The organism is Flavobacterium zubiriense (assembly GCF_041729725.1).
Classification (GTDB): domain Bacteria; phylum Bacteroidota; class Bacteroidia; order Flavobacteriales; family Flavobacteriaceae; genus Flavobacterium; species Flavobacterium zubiriense.
The window spans coordinates 80,368-99,110 of record NZ_JBCFQL010000016.1 but is presented as its reverse complement, the minus strand read 5'-3'; the positions used below and the strand labels follow the sequence as shown (position 1 = coordinate 99,110).

General features: G+C 33.8%; 15 protein-coding genes and 1 tRNA gene. 6 read left to right on the top strand and 10 right to left on the bottom strand.

Translation table 11 applies throughout. The features are described from left to right. Positions 1-872: hypothetical protein (locus AAGV28_RS14290; RefSeq protein WP_373407431.1), on the top strand; the 872-nt coding region annotated here is incomplete at its 5' end. Positions 873-905: 33 nt separating this feature from the next. On the opposite strand, the gene AAGV28_RS14285 is transcribed toward AAGV28_RS14290, so the two are convergent. From AAGV28_RS14285 to rseP, 9 genes are all read right to left on the bottom strand, one after another. Next, positions 906-2,051 carry a DUF3871 family protein gene (locus AAGV28_RS14285; RefSeq protein WP_373407430.1) on the bottom strand — a complete coding sequence of 382 codons (1,146 nt, stop codon included), beginning with the start codon at positions 2,049-2,051 and terminating at the stop codon, positions 906-908. Continuing rightward, positions 2,032-2,880, bottom strand: coding sequence for an AAA family ATPase (locus tag AAGV28_RS14280; RefSeq protein ID WP_373407429.1), 849 nt, complete (start codon positions 2,878-2,880; stop codon positions 2,032-2,034). Before AAGV28_RS14280 ends, AAGV28_RS14285 begins: the two co-directional genes overlap by 20 nt. A 60-nt stretch (positions 2,881-2,940) precedes the next feature. After that, positions 2,941-4,197 carry a phage integrase SAM-like domain-containing protein gene (locus AAGV28_RS14275; RefSeq protein WP_373407428.1) on the bottom strand — a complete coding sequence of 419 codons (1,257 nt, stop codon included), beginning with the start codon at positions 4,195-4,197 and terminating at the stop codon, positions 2,941-2,943. A 66-nt stretch (positions 4,198-4,263) separates the two neighbouring features. After that, positions 4,264-5,154 (bottom strand): hypothetical protein, encoded by an 891-nt coding sequence (locus AAGV28_RS14270; protein ID WP_373407427.1) that lies wholly within the window; start codon positions 5,152-5,154, stop codon positions 4,264-4,266. Next, entirely contained in the window at positions 5,151-5,450 is a 300-nt protein-coding gene (locus AAGV28_RS14265; RefSeq protein WP_373407426.1) for a helix-turn-helix transcriptional regulator, read from the bottom strand. Before AAGV28_RS14265 ends, AAGV28_RS14270 begins: the two co-directional genes overlap by 4 nt. Before the next feature lie 189 nt (positions 5,451-5,639). After that, positions 5,640-5,960 (bottom strand): helix-turn-helix transcriptional regulator, encoded by a 321-nt coding sequence (locus AAGV28_RS14260; protein ID WP_373407425.1) that lies wholly within the window; start codon positions 5,958-5,960, stop codon positions 5,640-5,642. 112 nt (positions 5,961-6,072) lie between these two features. Further along, positions 6,073-6,960 (bottom strand): DUF6617 family protein, encoded by an 888-nt coding sequence (locus AAGV28_RS14255; RefSeq protein ID WP_373407424.1) that lies wholly within the window; start codon positions 6,958-6,960, stop codon positions 6,073-6,075. Between the two features lie 121 nt (positions 6,961-7,081). Then, a tRNA-Asn gene (locus AAGV28_RS14250) sits at positions 7,082-7,155 on the bottom strand. Positions 7,156-7,291: 136 nt separating this feature from the next. After that, positions 7,292-8,635: an RIP metalloprotease RseP gene (gene rseP, locus AAGV28_RS14245; protein ID WP_373407423.1), complete on the bottom strand. Its 1,344-nt coding sequence runs from the start codon at positions 8,633-8,635 to the stop codon at positions 7,292-7,294. A 153-nt stretch (positions 8,636-8,788) separates the two neighbouring features. Between rseP and AAGV28_RS14240 the strand changes: the two genes are divergently transcribed. The 5 genes from AAGV28_RS14240 (at position 8,789) to AAGV28_RS14220 (ending at position 17,625) form a co-directional block, all read left to right on the top strand. Next, positions 8,789-9,853, top strand: coding sequence for an NADH:flavin oxidoreductase/NADH oxidase (locus AAGV28_RS14240; RefSeq protein WP_373407422.1), 1,065 nt, complete (start codon positions 8,789-8,791; stop codon positions 9,851-9,853). Positions 9,854-10,032: 179 nt separating this feature from the next. Beyond that, positions 10,033-11,076 (top strand): Gfo/Idh/MocA family protein, encoded by a 1,044-nt coding sequence (locus AAGV28_RS14235; protein ID WP_373407421.1) that lies wholly within the window; start codon positions 10,033-10,035, stop codon positions 11,074-11,076. A gap of 539 nt (positions 11,077-11,615) precedes the next feature. Continuing rightward, the gene (locus tag AAGV28_RS14230; protein WP_373407420.1) at positions 11,616-12,830 is read left to right on the top strand and encodes an MFS transporter; all 1,215 of its coding nucleotides are present in this window, start codon (positions 11,616-11,618) and stop codon (positions 12,828-12,830) included. A 590-nt stretch (positions 12,831-13,420) separates the two neighbouring features. Next, entirely contained in the window at positions 13,421-16,258 is a 2,838-nt protein-coding gene (locus tag AAGV28_RS14225; protein WP_373407419.1) for a TonB-dependent receptor domain-containing protein, read from the top strand. Positions 16,259-16,275: 17 nt separating this feature from the next. Next, complete coding sequence (locus AAGV28_RS14220; RefSeq protein ID WP_373407418.1) at positions 16,276-17,625, top strand: DUF5689 domain-containing protein; 1,350 nt, start codon at positions 16,276-16,278, stop codon at positions 17,623-17,625. A gap of 372 nt (positions 17,626-17,997) precedes the next feature. On the opposite strand, the gene AAGV28_RS14215 is transcribed toward AAGV28_RS14220, so the two are convergent. After that, positions 17,998-18,696, bottom strand: a complete 699-nt coding sequence (locus AAGV28_RS14215) for a hypothetical protein (RefSeq protein WP_373407417.1) — start codon at positions 18,694-18,696, stop codon at positions 17,998-18,000. Positions 18,697-18,743 lie beyond the last annotated feature (47 nt).

The following is an 18,743-nucleotide window of genomic DNA, read 5'->3' as shown; positions in this document are numbered from 1 at the left end:
CTCTTACAGAATATTTATTAAAAAACAATGAAATAAATAAAGAACATCTTAAAGATTGGTTTAGAGTTATTAGAAATATTCTCTCACGAGGAAGTGTAGAAAAAGGAGGTAATAGACCGGATATTATTAGAAGTCCAGAAACATTTGATGGTGTTATTAATTTAATTTCAGAATTATCAGAAGGCTCAGGAGATATTTACAATCATTTAAGTACTAAGCAAAAATTAAATTCAACATTTGCAAAAGAACAAATTGAAGAAGAATTAGTTAAATCTAAACTAATTATTTTTTCATCAGATTCCAAAGATGACATAAACTCTATGGAAGACTTGAACTTTTTCAAAGGGAGAATTTCTTTTGCTTTGAAATGCATTCAATATGAAAACAATCCTGAAAGCTTTGATTTAATTAATTTTAATAAAGTTTATAATGTAATCAAAAAATATTTTGATGACGAAAGCAATGATAAAGTTTCAAATGACATTAGAAGAGCATTATTAACAATTGAAGTGGGTGGGAACTATAATTTTTATGGCTATTGGTGGTCATACTGGTATGTTGGTGATGCGAACAAAAGATGTTTAATTGATAACTATAGAGAACTAGAATATTACATATACAATACTGAGTATTCCGTTTATATGAAAAAATTAATTATTCAATTAACTAATGATGAAATTTCACAAATTATTGAAAAATTTAATCCTCCAACAAGTATGCCTAATTGGAAAGTTAGATTAATCAAAGAATCAGACCTCTTAGATAAAAAGAGTAAATCAAATTACATAGCTATTTCTCATGATGAAAAATTTTGCTATTTATTAAAAAGCAAAAGACCAAGGGATATTAAAGGCTGTGATAAAATAATATAAACCCAATCCCTAATGATAGGGATTGGGTTCTTTTTAACTCAAAAACCAAGAGTAGTTAGAACTACCACTTAGTGCATCTGAGACACCTTCAGAAAAGCTGAAGGCATTCACTCCTCTTTCAAGGAAAGTGTCAACATAACTGGTCTTATTAGAGCCAGTCAACAAATTATAAAACTCCCACATACTTATATCACCATTAGCGTTTCTGCAAAAACTTTCATCTTGGTAGTAATCCTTAGCTACTGTACTTATATGACCATCATTCAAGAGTAGCTCAGGTATTAGAGCCTTCTCTTTTTTAGGTAGGTAATTGTACAATCTTGCTTTGCCAATAATTTGAGCAAAATCCCTTTCAGAAAGAGAATAGTCAACTAGGCTTTTCATAGTGCTTAAATGCTGATTTGCATTATAACCCTGTATTACTTGAAGCATTTTATCCTCTAGGTCTAAATAACTCATGGCTCTAATCTCACTCTGGAAACCATCTGTGTTTACACAAAGATTACAGCATACCATATTTTGGAAACCTATGAAGAATTTAAACTTTTCATAAGTTTTCTTGTTATAAAGGTTCTCTAGGTTGTAGCTTCTAACACCTCCTATTGTGAGTGACAACTTGTTCCCATTTATGGTTTCAGTTATACCCGGAATTCTTACAATAAAAGCCATCCTCTCAAAATAAGAAGTTCTCTGATGCTCTTGCAAATCTTTAGCAGCAATATGTAAAGCATCAGGTGTTCTGCCTTTAATTTGGTGGCTTACTCTGATTTCAGGAGTGTCCACATTTTCATTTGGGAACATCTTACTAATAGCTGACAATGCGGTTTCTATAAACTCCTGATGGCTCAATGTAATTTCATTGTCTTTGGTGAATACAGGTATCACGCATTTTTCTTTTAAATGAAAAAGGCTAACCTCTTCTGTGTTAGCCTCGATGAAAGGTGATTTTTGTATACTATTTGAAAATTCTAGTGTAGCACCTGGAGCATTTAAATTAGTAATATCTACAGGTTCAAGAAAAACTTTTTCATATTCTCCAAAATTTGTACTTGTATTTTCTAAATTAGATTCAATAAAAGAAGTATTGGAGTGTGTTTGTGTAGATATTATATCTTTAGGGATTCCAGGTGAAATCGAAAGAGTTTCCCCTTTTCTAATTTCAGTGAGTTCTATTTCCATTTGATGATACTTTTGAAGTTAGTTCTTGTAAAAGATTTTTCTTGGCTATAAAGTCCTGTTCAATAGTTTTAGCCAACTCTAGGTTTTCATTATAAAGGACTAAAAGTTCAGATTGACTATTGCACTCATTTACTTTTACCTGTAGTTCTCCTTTAGTCATGTTGCTGTTGCACCAGTCTAAAATCTTTTTACCTGTATTCGAGTTAATAACAAATTGAGGCTTTCCTTCAAACAAGTTAGTCCTATCTTTAGAAGCAGTTGCAAAATGTTTATAATCGATGTCAAATACTATGGTAAATTCGTAACTAATCTCATCTCTTTGGATTGCCTTCAGACCTACTTTTTCAGGAACCATTTTCCCGTTTCTTTCACTCAACACATAGTCTTGTTTTACGCGCATTGTGCAAATGATATGAACATCACTTTGAAGAATTTTTTCTACAAATGCTTTTTGTCTTGGAGTTATTTTGTTCCAGTTTGTAAATGAGTTTCCAGTAAGGGAAGCATGATAATCCAATAAGAAATCCCAGCAATGGCTGATGCTATCAAGAATTATCACTTCCATCCCCGACTTAATGCATAAGTCTATTGCCTCAATATATCTTTCAGGAGAATGAGGAGACTCCAGGTTCAGAACATTGTAACTACCTATATGAGCATACAGATTACTTGAACCTGCTTCTGTATCTATAATAGCTACTTTAGAAAGGTTTCCATTGGTTAGACCTTGAGCTAATAATAAAGCACTGTAACTTTTCCCTGCCCCTGATGGAGCTTGCAAAGCCATTTTAATTTTGGCTTTGCTTCTTGCTGATTTTTTTAATTCCATGATTTATAATTTTAAAGATTAATATTTATAATTTTAAAGTTTGAAATGAAATAAGGTTCACTAAGCAGACACCCTTATTTTATTTTTTGCATTATAAATAGGTGAGGGTTCTTGCAATAGTTTTTCATTAGCATCATCAATAACATTATTGTCAAAATCTTTTAAATAAGCAGTAGTTATTCCAACATTTTGATGCCCCATAGATTGACTTATCATATCTATTGATACTCCAGATTCCTTAAGATTAGTAGCGTAGCTATGTCTTGCAACATAGCTTGTAACGGTACTTTCTATCTCCTGTATTTCAGCAATTTTTTTTAAGTCACTATTGAATTTTTTCAGCGTTTTTGCTTTTCTATTCTCAATCTGAATAGGTGTTAAGCCTTCCTTTAATAGTATGGGAAATACATAGTCAGTTTTGGTGTTTATATGCTTGTATTCTTCCAGAATGATTCTGACAGGTTCCAGGATTTTTACACTGAAATTACCTTTAGTTTTAGAACGGGTATAAACAATTCTTCCATTTTGTACATTACTCCATCTTAATTTCATAATATCAAAGAAATTGATGCCAGATGTATAATAAGAAAACAAAAAGAGTTTTTTTGACTCTGCTAAATGAGGATACTTGAACTCATCTAAATCTTCAATTTTTCGAATCTCAGCTCTTGATAGAGCTTTCTTTATTCCTGAACCTTTTAACTTTGAAACTTTGTAAGCTTTAAATGGATAGTGCTTTTCATCTACTATTCCTCTTTTAATTGCATCATTATACAATGCTCTCAATTCTCTCATTCTCACTCCAATTCCACCATCTTTGCTTCCAGTAGCTCTTAAGTGAGTTTCGTATTTGTCAAGCATTTCAACAGAAATGTCCCTAAATTTCAATTGATTGTTTTTAGCAAACTTGTAGAAGGAATTCATAGTGTCTAAATAGGCTCTTGCATTTCCAGTTCTTCCAGCTTTGTTTAAATCAGCAATCTTATCCTCCCAAAATGTTCTTACAGATGTATTACTATCTTTTTTACCTCTAAATTTGTTTTCAAATTGAGTAAGTGTAAAGTCAATTTCTTCAATATTGAATTCATCAATTACTTTAAAAGCTTTTTCTTTTAGTTTTAGGAGTACTCTGTTTCTTTGAACATGGTTTGGATGACTCTTTTTAAATTGTGCATTAGTTTCATCCCAATCTTTCTTTATGCATTCCATACCTAAGGAAATCAGTTTAGGTTTTCTGTCTTTTATGATTTTTAGAACTACAGGAAACAATCCTTCTTTTGATGCTTTGTCTCTCAATAATATTTTTATACTTGCCATTTTTTTATTTTTTTGTAATGTGACAAATTCCCTATATACAAAGTGTAGAATTTGTCACATTTTGAATTAATGATTAATTAGGTAAATGAATTTTTGGATTAGTAATTTTCGCAGATAACAATTTGTGTTCAACAAATCATTCTTTTCAAGAAGTCTTTCAAATTCTTTTCTATGTCTAGATTTGGTTTGCTGATGCTTACCTCTGATTTCTTCAGTCCAAAATATTGGGTTGGTATATCTGCTCAACTTATCATAGTCGTTTTTTTCTAAGATTGAAGCCTCATCAAAATCATCTACTATTGTTAACTCATCGAATCTTTTAAGTAAATACATAAAAAGTCTTCTAAGATTTCCTTTGGATTTTAAGTCTTCAAGATTAGATACCCCAAGAGCCTGAAACTCCTTAGCTTTAATAAATTTGATTTCAAATCTGAGTATGTTCTCTCCTAAGCCAAACTGTTTTCCTTTATCATAAACCTTTATAAAGTAATTATTGTGACTGAACTGTTTTAATTCACCTTTACCACGATAATCATTACTTGAACCTCCTTCAAGCTTGTGCATTAAGAAATTTCGTCTTACAAGTAATTCAGGCAGTTTGTCTATTACAATGTTAATCCCAAATTCTAATTGTGTCAGTTTTGTCGAATTTGCATCTACTATTTTTTTTGACAAAAAATCAATGGTGTCACATACAGTTGAATAACTGAAGTTGTTATGATTTTGCTCATCTCCAGTAGCATTGAAATTGTGCAGTTTATGCAATGAATTTTTTACATATCCTGAATTTTTAGAAATACCTACATCCATTGAACCTACATTAGTTGTATATGGATATTTAACTTCCCCAGTATGATAATCCATTACTGTATTAACTGTATTAAAATTTCCTTCGGATAAGACATGATTTTCTAATCTAAATTTGTCTCTGTAGAATAACCTTACAAAATCTATCATGACCTAGATTTTTTAGTTCTTCCCAAATAATTTTCTACTTCTAAATCACACTCGTTAACTGAGCTTACTTTACTATTGAGAACCCAACTATCAAGCTCAGTTCTGCGGAAATATATCTTTTTACCCCCTGGTACATAAAAACATATCTCTTTATTGCTTGTCATTTTATAAAGACAAGATTTTGATAATTGCAGATAAGCTGCCGCTTCTTCAAGAGATAAAATCTCTTTGCTTAAAATGTACTGTCTCTTAATTAAGACTTCTAATTTTTCTAATTTTTTTAGGATAATTTCCATCACTGTTTAGGTTATGGATATGCGCATATCTCTATTTATATTGAAGCAAATTAAGCGCATAAAAAAACCCTCATTCCAAAAGTGTAATGAGGGTGTAAGCAAAAGTGTAAGGTAAAATGTAAGATGGCTAATCAAGATTAAATATAGTATTCATGACAGCCTTAAAACAAAAGAATAGAACCCTTTAGATTAAAAATTGGTAATATTGCTTAAAAAAGCACTAACTACTTTGTCAAAGTTTTCTGTGGTTGAAACTTCACCTGAAAAAATCCAATAATCAAGTTCTGATTTTCTAAAAAGAATTCTCTTTTCTTCATTAGCATAGAATGGGATTTCATCATTAGAAATTTTGTCATACAACTTACTTTTTGATAAACTTAAATAATGCATTGCCTCTTCTAAATTCAACATCTCTTCTTTTAGATATTGTAACTTTCTTGACTCATCTTGAACTTTTTTCAATAATTCTAACAAATGTTCCTTAGAAAGGATTTCATTGTAAATTTCCATTGCTTTTATAGTTTATGGATATGATTAACATATCCTGATTAAGCCACAAAGAAATGCAATGAAAAAAGGGGCGTCAATGGAGTGTAAGGAGAGTGTAAGATGAAATGTAAGGTTATTTCAAATACTGCTTTTTAAGTAAATTGATTTCGTTTTGAATTTTGATAAGGTCAGTATTCTGTTTGTCTTTATTTCTTGAAAGTGCAGTATATAGATCGGTACTGGTCAAAATTTTACCTTGTTTATTTAAAAAACTCCTGCTTTTTTCAATTGTAGTTGAATTAAAGTTTTCAAAAAAAGATTCTATTTCTTTAAGAAAGAATGCAACATTTGCGTTAGGTTTAATAAAGTGAATTTTACTTTCGGGTTCTGGCTTAGTAGAGGTAAAAACTTCATTAAATAAATCTTCTGAAGTTTCGACATCATCTATTAAATCTAAACTTATAGCAACATCATAAAGTTTCTCAAAAAAAGAATTAGTAATTTCTGATTTAACTTGAAAAAAAGAAAATATGCTATCAGGATTGTTAGTAAGTTTTCTGAAAGCTTTATGGGTTAATTGGTAATGGGAGTATCTTATGTTAATGTAAGAAATTATAGAAATCAACTCGGTTCTTATTTCAGGATAAGTATTGTTTTCGTCAGTGTCATATTTTACTATCAAGGAATATAATAGATTCAATTGGTGGATAAGGAATTTATTCGCCTCCATCTCTTCCATTTTTACAAGTGATTTATTAAGTGAATCAAAAGCTAGTTTGGTATTGAATTTAAGAACTCTTGCTAAGTAATTCTCAATATGAATCATATCAGAGATATCATCTTTATGTACCCAAGCAGTAAATGTAAACTCACGGTTTTCTTCATTAATAAACTTATATCCCTTAGTGAATGAATTTTCAGTATAGAAACTACCTAGGACTAATTTGAGTCCATCAAAGAAAAGAAGTTGATTGAAAAATTCTAAAGGGGATTCTGTTGTACTTTCTGTAATTCCAAGCATACTTTTGATTTTGGAATAAATATAGAGAAAAAGATAAAGAAGAATTGGAAATGTTTGACCTATGTTTAACCTGTAAAAACAAAAAAGCCTTTACATTGCTGTAAAGGCTTTCTCTAGGAAGCTCCCTCTCTTGGGCTCGAACCAAGGACCCTCTGATTAACAGTCAGATGCTCTAACCAACTGAGCTAAGAAGGAAACTATATAAGTTTACATGTGTACAGGTATGTTTGTGTGCTTAGTAAGAACGTTGTGTTTGTTTGTCTAAGCGGTTGCAAATATAAGACGTTTTTTCAATGTAGCAAACAAAAAATGAAAAAAATTTCGATTTTTTTTACCTGCCTACAATCGCTTTATAAATGTCATTTCCATTAGCAAATACTAACAATGTGATAAGTAAAACAAAACCAACCATTTGTGCATTCTCTAGGAATTTGTCACTTGGTTTTTTACCAGAAACAATTTCGTATAATAAAAACATTACATGACCTCCATCTAGTGCCGGAATAGGCAATAAGTTCATTACACCAAGCATAATCGATAACAAAGCGGTAATGGTCCAAAACACTTCCCAGCTCCACGTACTTGGAAAAATATTATAAATAGCTGCAAATCCTCCTACTTGTTTGTAAGCTCCAGTATCAGGATTGAAAATCATTTTCAATTGTTTTCCGTAACCTACTAATTGATTTTTTCCTTTTTCAATTCCAACAGGTATAGATTCTATGAAACTGAATTTTTGAGTACTTACTTTATAATAGCCTAATTTCTCTAAAGAATCCATTCCTAAACCTCCAAGCTGTACGCCTAGCATTCCTTCTTTGTTTACTATAACGTTGACTTGTGTTTCTTTTTGGTCACGTAAAATAGTTGCAGGGATTGTTTTTCCTTTGTTGTTGTCAAGGATAGTTTTAGCTTCATCAAAATATTTTGTTTTTTGACCGTTTAATGAAAGCAAAATATCTTTGGGTTGTAAAGCCGTGTTTTTAGAATCTTCAGCAATAGCACCAATTACAAACGGCATTCTTATAGAAACGATTGATCCTTTTTCAAATTTAGATAATTGATCAATAAAATCAGTTGGCATTTTAATTGTTTGTTGCGCACCGTTTCTTTCAATAAGAATCTCTTTTCCCATTGCAATTTCCATGTTGATGTCATTATCAAATTTGACAATTTCAGTACCATCAACTGCAAGAATTTTATCTCCTGTTTTAAAACCCGCATTAATCATGGCAGGATTTTCAATCAAAAGTCCGTCTTTGAAATCTTCCATAGCAATATAAGTATCGCCATAAGCAAATGCCATCCCAATATAAATAATGAAAGCCAAAATAAAGTTGACTGTAACGCCACCCAACATAATAATCAAACGTTGCCAGGCTGGTTTAGAACGAAATTCCCAAGGTTGTGGAGGCAAAGCCATCTGTTCTTTGTCCATACTCTCGTCAATCATACCAGAAATTTTCACATAACCACCTAGCGGTAACCATCCAATTCCGTATTCGGTTTCACCAATTTTCTTTTTAAGCAACGAATATTTTACGTCAAAAAACAAATAGAATTTTTCGACTCTGGTTTTGAATAATTTGGCAGGAATAAAATGCCCTAATTCGTGTAATATAATCAGTAATGATAAACTCAATAGGAATTGAGAAAGCTTGATAATGATCTCCATTTTTTAGTTTTGGTTCTTAATATGATGCACAAAAGTAAGGTTTTATGTTTTAGTTGCAAAGGTTTAGAATTTTACTCCATAATAAATGTTTGTTAATAATTTTCATTTTGCTTTTCGAAGTGTAACTTTACGTTTCTCTAAAAAATAAATAGTATGGCTTCTCAATTATTTTCTCCTATACAAATTAAAGATACTACTCTTAAAAACCGAATTGTTATTTCTCCAATGTGCCAATATTCATCAACAGATGGTTTTGCTAACGACTGGCATTTGGTGCATTTGGGCAGTCGTGCCAGCGGCGGAGCGGGATTAATTATTCAGGAAGCGACTGCGGTGGCTCCCGAAGGCCGAATTTCGCCCGAAGATTTAGGAATCTGGAAAGACGAACATATCGAAAAACTGAAAGTGATTACCGCTTTTATCAAAAGTCAAAATGCTGTTCCGGGAATTCAATTGGCACATGCTGGAAGAAAAGCCAGTGTTTCATCCCCTTGGAAAGGAAATAAAAAACTCGATGCTTCACAAGGCGGATGGCAAACCGTAGCGCCATCGGCAATTGGGTATCATGATGATGAAACGCCAGTTGCTTTAGATAAAAACGGCATCCAAAAAGTGATTTCCGATTTTAAAGCAGCAACTAAAAGAGCAGTTCAGGCAGGTTACGAAGTACTCGAAATTCATGCGGCTCATGGCTATTTAAATCATCAGTTTTTATCGCCATTATCAAATAGCAGAACGGATGAATACGGCGGAAGTTTTGAAAACCGAATCCGTTTAACAATAGAAGTTCTTGAGGCAGTACAAACCGAATGGCCTGCTAATTTGCCTTTGTTTGTTCGAATTTCAGCCACTGATTGGGCGGAAGGCGGTTGGAATAGTGAAGAATCTATCGCACTTTCGAAAATCCTAAAAGAAAAAGGAGTTGATTTAATTGATGTTTCTTCGGGAGGAGCAGTTTCGCATCAAAAAATTACATTAGAACCGGGTTACCAAGTTCCTTTTGCTGAAAAAATTAAAAAAGAAACTGGAATTTTAACGGGAGCGGTTGGTTTAATTTCCGAAGCGTATCAGGCAGAAGAAATCCTAACGAGCGGAAAAGCCGATTTGGTTTTGTTTGCCAGAGAGTCATTGCGCGACCCTAATTTGGGATTAAATTTTGCAAAAGCATTAGCAACCGATGTTCCTTGGCCTCCACAATACGAAAGAGCAAAAAAGTAATCTGTGAATCTGCGGTAAAATATTTTAACCGCAAAGAGAGCAAAGGTTTTCGCAAAGTTTACAAAGATTTTAAAATAATTCGAGCATTCGTGGCTAAGAAAATCTATGTTAATCTGTTGAATCCTTTTAATCTGTGTTCAAATTGCAAGAAGAAATTGTCAAAAAAAATAATTAAATATATGAAAACAATAAAAGCAGCCTTACTTTCTTATGGAATGTCGGGGAAAGTATTTCAAGCACCATTTTTAGAATTACATCCCGGTTTTGAATTATTAGGTTCCTGGGAAAGAAGCAAAAAATTAATTCAGGTTGATTATCCTCATGTGAAGAGTTATGCGTCTATTGACGAAATTTTAGCAAACGACGAAATTGATTTGGTAGTTGTAAATACGCCAATTGATACCCATTTTGAATATGCTAAAAGAGTTTTGGAAGCAGGAAAACACGCCATTGTCGAAAAAGCATTTACTACAACAGTTGCCGAAGCTCAGGAATTAGCAACTTTAGCCCAAGAAAAAGGATTGAAGTTGGCCGTTTTCCAAAACAGAAGATGGGACAGCGATTTGAAAACCGTACGCCAAATTTTATTAGACGGCACTCTGGGTGAAATTGTAGAAGCCGAATTCCACTTTGACCGTTACAACCCTATTTTGAGTCCAAAACAGCATAAGGAAACGGTGAATTCAGGTTCGGGAATTTTGAAAGATTTAGGACCGCATTTAATCGATCAGGCTTTGTATTTGTTTGGTTTTCCAAAAGCTATTTTTGCCGATATTAGAACCACGCGTGAAAATTCGGTTGTGGATGACTGGGTAGATATTTTGTTGTATTATCCTGATTTTAGAGTGCGTTTGAAAGCAAGTTTCTTTGTACGCGAACCAAATCCTGCCTATGTAATTCACGGTAAAAAAGGTTCATTCTTAAAACCACGTGGTGATGTACAAGAAGACGATTTGAAAGTAATGAAGAAACCAAATTTAGATTCCTGGGGTACAGAACCGCTGGAAAAAGAAGGTTTTTTACACACCGAAATTGAGGGTAAAATCATGCACGGAAAAATCCCAACGCTTCAAGGGAATTATTATGATTTTTTTGATGGAGTGTATAATTCTATTGTTAATAATACTCCGGAACCCGTTACTGCTCAGGATGGCGCAAGAGTAATGCAAATTATAGAAGCTGCAATTGAAAGTAATAGGGAAAAAAGAGTGGTTGATTTGTAATATATTCTTCGATTAGAATTATTAACCGCAGATTCGCAGATTTTATTTAATCTGCGAATCTGCGGTTTCTGTTTTAAGAAATATAGTTCTTATTTACTAAATCTAATTGTCCTTAGCTTTCGCAGTCGAGTGTCAAATGTTTGAAGAATACGTAAAAAGAAAAGCTGTTTGATCCGCCGCGGCGGAGAGTTCTTTTCTTTTAGTATTCGAAAACTAATTTGACCGACGAGAAAGCGTAAGACTTGATTTTTTTGTTTCTTTTTTGATCAAGCAAAAAAGAAAATTATTAAACCATGAATTTATCATTTAAAATAACATATGATTAATGGGTAAAAATTAAATTCAAACTATTCTCAATGTTTTTGTTTAATGACCGAAAAAACATTCGAATTGACATTTTAATAATTAAAACACAAGGCAGTATTCCATAAACTTATAAACGATAACGATGTATTATTAGGTGCTATAAACCAAATAGTTAAAAACCAAGCTTCCTTTTCGTATTTTTGCGGCTGTAAATCCATAAAAACTCAAAGCCTTTGTTACGATTAAATTTTATAGGAAACTTTAGAGCGCAAGGAAAAATCAAGAAGAGTTTTAGAAATGCCAAACTCTCTTATCTTAATAGAGTGCGTATTGCGGTTTCGTCTTTTTATTTTGGCATGGGATTGTGTTTTGCAACCTGGGCGAGCCGAATTCCCGATCTTAAAATGACCTTAAATCTAAGTGATGCCGATTTAGGTTCTATTTTATTTGCGCTTCCAGTGGGACAATTGACCATGATGGCGTTTTCGGGGAAATTAGTTACGCGTTATGGAAGTCATCGTTTGGTTATTTTGTCCTTGGGTATGTATGCATTTTGTATGACTAATCTCGGTTTGGCTACCAATGCTTGGCAATTAGCTTTAGGTTTGTACTTTTTTGGAATTTTCGGAAACATGAATAATATAGCCGTAAACACGCAAGGCGTTTATACCGAACAACTTTTCAAAAAAACCATCATGGCTTCTTTTCATGGCGTGTGGAGTTTTGCAGGTTTTACAGGTGCTTTGGTAGGATTAGGAATGTTAGCTTTAAACCTATCGCCCTATCATCATTTTATTTTTGTTGCAATAATTACGGTATTGCTTATTGCTTTCAATTATAAATATTTGGTTAAAGCCAAAGAAAAACGAAAAGTTACGGAGAAGAAAAAATTATTTTCAAAACCTGATATGTCTTTAGTCTGGCTGGGAATTATTGGTTTTGGATCCATGGCAAGTGAAGGGATTATGTTTGACTGGAGCGGAATTTACTTTAAAGATATTGTCGAAGCTCCAGGGCCTTTAATCATTTTAGGATACACTTCTTTTATGATTATGATGGCAACGGGACGTTTTCTAGGCGACGGAATGATTAATAAATTTGGACGAAAAAGTGTCATACAAACCGGAGGAGCATTAATTTCGGCGGGACTTTTTACCGCAGTATTTTTTCCTTATTTAATTCCATCCACTATAGGTTTTATGTTAGTAGGATTAGGCGTTTCGACTATTGTGCCTACGCTTTATAGTATTGCTGGAAAACACCCAACAATTCCTCCTGGCGAAGCACTAACAGCCGTTTCCAGTGTGAGTTTCCTAGGGTTTTTAATGGGACCACCCGTAATTGGGTACATCGCTGAGTTGTTTGGTCTTCGATTTTCATTTGCTTTTATTGGTATCTTCGGAATTATCATTGCTTTTCTTGTTCCAAGAATTAAAGTGATTCAATAGCTTTTTATTAGGAGCTGTTTCCTGCTATCCGCTGCAATCTTGTTTGCCGAACTCCGGCAAACAAGGATTTCCACTTCTATCAGGGCTAGTGATGAACAAAGTTTATAATGTTTTGTTGTGATATGAATTCCTTATTAAATAGTTAGCTCTATGGAGTTTGCTGATTATTGCTATAAACGGAGAGTCCCGAAAAGACTTTAAATAACTCCGCGAGGAGATATATGTGTAGAAACAGATGTTTTTTCCATTGTTAGCTCCGTAGGAGCGATCTGTTTTAAAGTGTTCTTTAGGTCAGCCCAAGAAAAAAATAAAAAAACATCAAAAAAAATCTCAAGTTAATAATTTTTTCTTATTTTTAATTCGTTAAAAAGTGCTAACTGACTTTTATAAGTTGTTTAATACCACTACTTTTTATATTGGTTGAGTCGTTTTAGGCTTAATCCTATTTCCAAAAATAATAATCCATACTAATGAGAATATTCCTTTTTGGGAATGTTTTTTTATGCTTAGAAACTACTTTTTTTCTAGTTGTAGGATAGTGTAATGTTCTTTTGTAAACAAAGAATATTTGCAGTTAATTTTTTGGGTTTATGAAATGTTTTCTTGTTTTACTTTTGGGTATTGGTGCACTTCATTTAGGATTAGCACAAGATCAAGCTCGAATTTCAGCCAAGGTTTTAGATGCTAAAACACTAAAACCAATAGTTGCTGCCGTGGTTTCTATTCAAAACTCTAATTTTACCCAATTGACTAATTCTGAAGGAATTGTTGTTTTTGAGTCCATTCCAGCAGCCAATTATTTAGTGCTTTTTCATAGTCAAGGCTACAAAGATGCCTTGTTTCCCGTTTCAATTGAAAATACTTTAGCAATAGATTTGGGAACTATTTTATTAGAATTAGATCAGGTTTTAGACCAGCAAGCCGCTTTGATTCAGCTTTTTGAAGACGATTTAACGGATGACAACAGCAGTTCCGAAAATACTTCAGGATTATTGCAATCCTCCAGAGATGCTTTTTTGCAAGCTGCGGCTTTCAATTGGGGACAAGCTCGGTTTAGAATTCGTGGTTTGGATAGTGAAAATGCAACTACGATGATTAACGGTGTTACCATGAACAAACTCTATGACGGCAGACCACAATGGAATAATTGGGGCGGACTCAATGATGCTACTCGAAATCAGGAATTTTCCATTGGAACTGCTCCGTCCGATTATACTTTTGGAGGAATTTTAGGAACGCAGCAAATTAATACCCGAGCCTCTATTTACAGAAAAGGAAACCGAATCACATTATCAGGAACTAATACCAATTACACTGGTCGCATTATGGCTACGCATGCTTCGGGGATGAGTAATTCGGGTTGGGCTTATGTTATTTCGGCAGGAAAGCGTTATGCTCAGGAAGGCCATTTTGAAGGTACTAATTATGATGCAAATTCTCTTTTTCTAAGTATCGAAAAGAAATTAAACGACCAACATTCGATTAATATTTCAGGATTTTATACCCCAAACGAGCGCGGAAAAAATTCGCCCAATACCGCCGAAGTAACTCATTTAACCAGCGAGACCTACAATTCATATTGGGGTTACCAAAACGGAGAAAAAAGAAATGCCCGAGTAAGAACGGTGGAAGAACCTATTGTGATGTTGAATCATTATTTTAAAATAAACGATCATACTAATTTGAATTCGGCGGTATTGTATCAGTTTGGAAAAGTAGGCAATAGCAATATTGATTTTCAAAATGCCAATAGTCCTGATCCCACTTATTTTAGAAAAATGCCGAGTTATTATACGTCTTTGTATGCTGCTGATAATGGAGAATTCTCTGGTGCTTTTACTCCGGATTATGAGAATGCTGAACAAAGTAGAATAGCATTTTTGGCTAATCCTCAAATGGATTGGGAAGCGATGTACCGAGCCAATCAAAATCCTGTAGTGGATGCCAATTCGAACATTATTGGCTATGAAGCCGCTCAAAGTCATTATGCGTTGTATGAAGATCGAGCTGATGATAAAACCATGGCATTTAATTCTAACTTTAATTCTCAGGTTTCTGAAAATTTGATAGTAAACGCGGGAATTTTATTTCGGGATTTGAAATCGCATAATTATCAAAAGGTAGTGGATTTGTTAGGTGGTGCTTTTTTTGAAGATATTGATGGATTTTACAGCGGAACTCAAGCCCAATCTGATTTAAACAATCCAAATCGCCAAGTCAGGGTTGGTGATGCCTACGGTTACAATTATAAACTTTCGGCCACTGTTTTAGAAGCTTTTACACAATTTAAATTTTCGTACAACAACATCGATTTTTATCTGGCACAATCTTTTTCGAAAACAAATTACCAACGCCAAGGCTTGTATAAAAACGGAATTTATGAAACGATTTCTTTTGGCAAAAGTCCGAAAATAGACTTTGAAAATTTCGGTTTCAAAGGCGGAATTCTTTTTAAAATTTCAGGCAAGCAATCCTTAAGTTTTAATGCCGCTCATTTGATTAAAGCGCCTAATTTGAGAAGTAGTTTTTCGAATGCCCGATTAAATAATACGATAGTTGATGGTTTAGAAAGTGAAACACTCAACAGTCTGGATGCGACCTATGTTTTTAGAACACCAAAACTAAAAACAAGATTGACAGCGTATTATTCGACCATAAAAAATGCTACTAGAATCAGTTTTTTTTATGCCGAAGGAATTTTTGATAATGAAGCAGGATATACCAATACCAATGCTTTTGTGAGTCAGACGTTGACGCATTTGGATCGAAAAAACCTTGGAGCCGAGTTGAGTTTTGAATACCAAATTAATCCGACTTTAAAAACCACTTTTTCGGCAGGGTATGGACAATTTACTTTTGATAGTAATCCGAATGTGAGTATTAATAATGATGCGGTGGCTTCGGTAGAAAACACCAATCCGTCTTTTGATTTTGGTACGGCACTTTTAAAAAATTACAAACAAGCGGGAATGCCGCAACAAGCCTACAGTTTGGGGTTAGAATACCGCGATCCTAAATATTGGTGGATAGGTGCAAATGTCAATTACCTGGCGGAGAATTATATTGATGTTTCGCCTATTTCTAGAACCAATCGGTTTTATACCAATCCAGCCAGTGGATTTCCTTTTCCCGAAGCAACCGAAGCAAGAGCCGCGGAATTGTTAAAGCAACAAAAATTTGATCCTGTACAATTGCTCAATTTTATTGGTGGAAAGTCTTGGAGAATTAAAGGAAAATATTTGGGTTTGTTTGTGAGCATCAATAATGTATTGGATAGCAAATACAAAACAGGTGGTTATGAGCAGGCTCGAAATGCTAATTTCAGGCAACTCAATCAGGATGTTTCTAGCGGGACGCCTTCTTTTGGCAACAAATATTTTTATGGTTATGGTAGAACGTATTTTGTAAATCTCAATTTTGGTTTCTAATTTAAAATTTAGCTATTATGAAAAATAATATTTTTTCAGTTTTGTTAATGATTTTGTGGTTGGTACTTATGCAATCTTGTGCTAATGATGAGGTTCAAATTCCGGTGTTAAACTGCAAACAGCCTGATATTGCTGTCAACAAAACACTAGCTGAAATAAAGGGAACTGCTGCCGAAATTGTTGCCCAATATCCGTATGACGATGTGATTGAAGGCTATGTAGTTTCTAGCGATGAAAACGGGAATTTTTTTAAAACAATTTCGTTTCAAACCTTGGCTACAGCCACAACTCCTGCTCAAGGATTTTCCGTTCCTGTTGATGTGACCAATTTGTATGTAGATTACCGTCTGGGAAATAAAGTGTATATCAAGTTAAAAAATCAATACACAGACCTGAATTATGGTGGCTTGCGTATTGGTAGTTTGTATGTGAGTCCGTTTAATCAAGGCGGTGTGGGGCGACTTTCGCAAAATGACTACAAAAAAGTGTTGCAGGCTTCTTGTACGAATGTGAAAGAAGAACAGTTGCTGCGTACTATTGATTTGGGCGAAATTAACGATAGTCACTTGAATACGCTGATTGAATTATCGGATGTGCAATTTATAGAATCGGCTATTGGGCGTCATTATTTTGAAGAAACCAATAATGTGGGCGGAGCGACCAACTGGAATTTAGTCGATAAAAATGGCAATCAACTGATTTTTAGAACTAGTAGTTTTGCCGATTTTTCTAAAAATATTGTGCCTGAAGGAAGTGGAAAAGTGCGAGGCGTATTAACTAAATATGCCACCGATTATCAATTAATAGCTAGAAAAGAAACCGATGTTAATATGTCTGGAAAACGCAACATTCCTTTTTTTGTTGAAGATTTTCAGAGTGTTTCAGATGGAACTAATTTGAGTTTGCCTGGTTGGAGTAATATTATACAAGCGGGAGCTATAGTTTGGAAAGGTGGTATTACATCGACAAATGGTTATGCTGAATTTGCTATAACCGGAACTAAGGTAGTGTCGAATATTGTTTGGCTTATTTCGCCAAAAATTGACATGGATACACACACTAATGAAACGCTTTCCTTTAGAACGGCACAGCATCATTTAGACGTAGATTCGCCACTAAATACGCTTGAAGTTTATATTTCTACTAATTTTGATGGACATAATACTAACACAGCTACATGGATTCCGGTTGCAGCAAAAATTCCTAATCAAGCCACACCTTGGAATGAATTTATTGGTTCGGGAGCGATAGACTTGTCTGCTTATACTGGAAAAATTAATATTGCTTTCAGGTATGTTGGTTCAGGAAGAGATTTAGCTTTGGATGGAGCCTTTATGGTAGATGATGTTCAGGTTTATGGGGATTAGAGGCTGTTTGTATTTATTTTTAAAAAATAAATTTTGTTTTCTACCTTCCCTAAAGGATGGAAAGTTTTAAACAGTTACCAATTTGTTGATTGTTTTATAAAAAAAAACAGCTCGTATTTTTTACGAGCTGCCTTATTACTATTAACTCGTTGGGTGAAATTGTTTTTGGATATAAATTTTCGTCAGTTCGAGTGAATTTTCATAAAACGCGACAGCTTTTTCGGAAAATTTGTATCGAGAACAAGAAAATATTGAATAGAAAACGGTTCTCGATACATTTTTCGCTTCATTTCATTACGCAAAAAACACTCGAACTGACGTTTTTGATAATTTCACCCAACGGGTTACTATTAAAAAAATAGTAGCCTAATATTATTGATACGTATAACTCAAAATAGAACTGGAGTAGGAACCATTTTTATCAATAGTATTGATTTTTATTCGATAAATCGAATTTAATTTGGCGTCAAAATCAGCAACAGATGTCGCTGTTTGATTTGTTAAGGAAACTAGGATATTGTTGTCTTCTTTGATTTCGATATCATATTTTAATTCGTTTGTATTCGAATCCTCATCTTTTCCTATCCAGGAAAGTGTAGCCCTACTTGTATTGCTGTTTACATTAAAGTTGATTACGGCTGCATACGGCACATAATTTCCTACGGGATTTCCAGGTGTGATAAAAGAATGTGTAGCACTAGTGTTTTCACCATCGTTGTTTTTAGCAGTTACTGTCCAAGAATAGCTTTTTCCTTTATCAAGAATAAGCTTGTAATTAGTTGCTGTAAGCGTTTGACTTGCTATTTCTGTACCAGACTGATTTACTTTTAAAATGTAGCTGTTGGCATGAGCCGTTGCTGACCAGGTGAAACTAATTTCTGCTTTGTTAACGTTATTTGCAACTACTGCAAAATCACTACAGGTTTCACCATTTAGGGGCAAAGCCAAAGCTGGTTTTGCGGGTAAGTTTACCACTGGTTCCTCGGGAGAATCGCTTCCGCCACTGCCACAAGAAACCATCAGTCCTAATCCTATAAAAAGGAATATTGTTTTTATATTTATAATTTTCATATACGTATAATTTAATTTGTCAGCGGTCATATATGTTATCGCCTTTT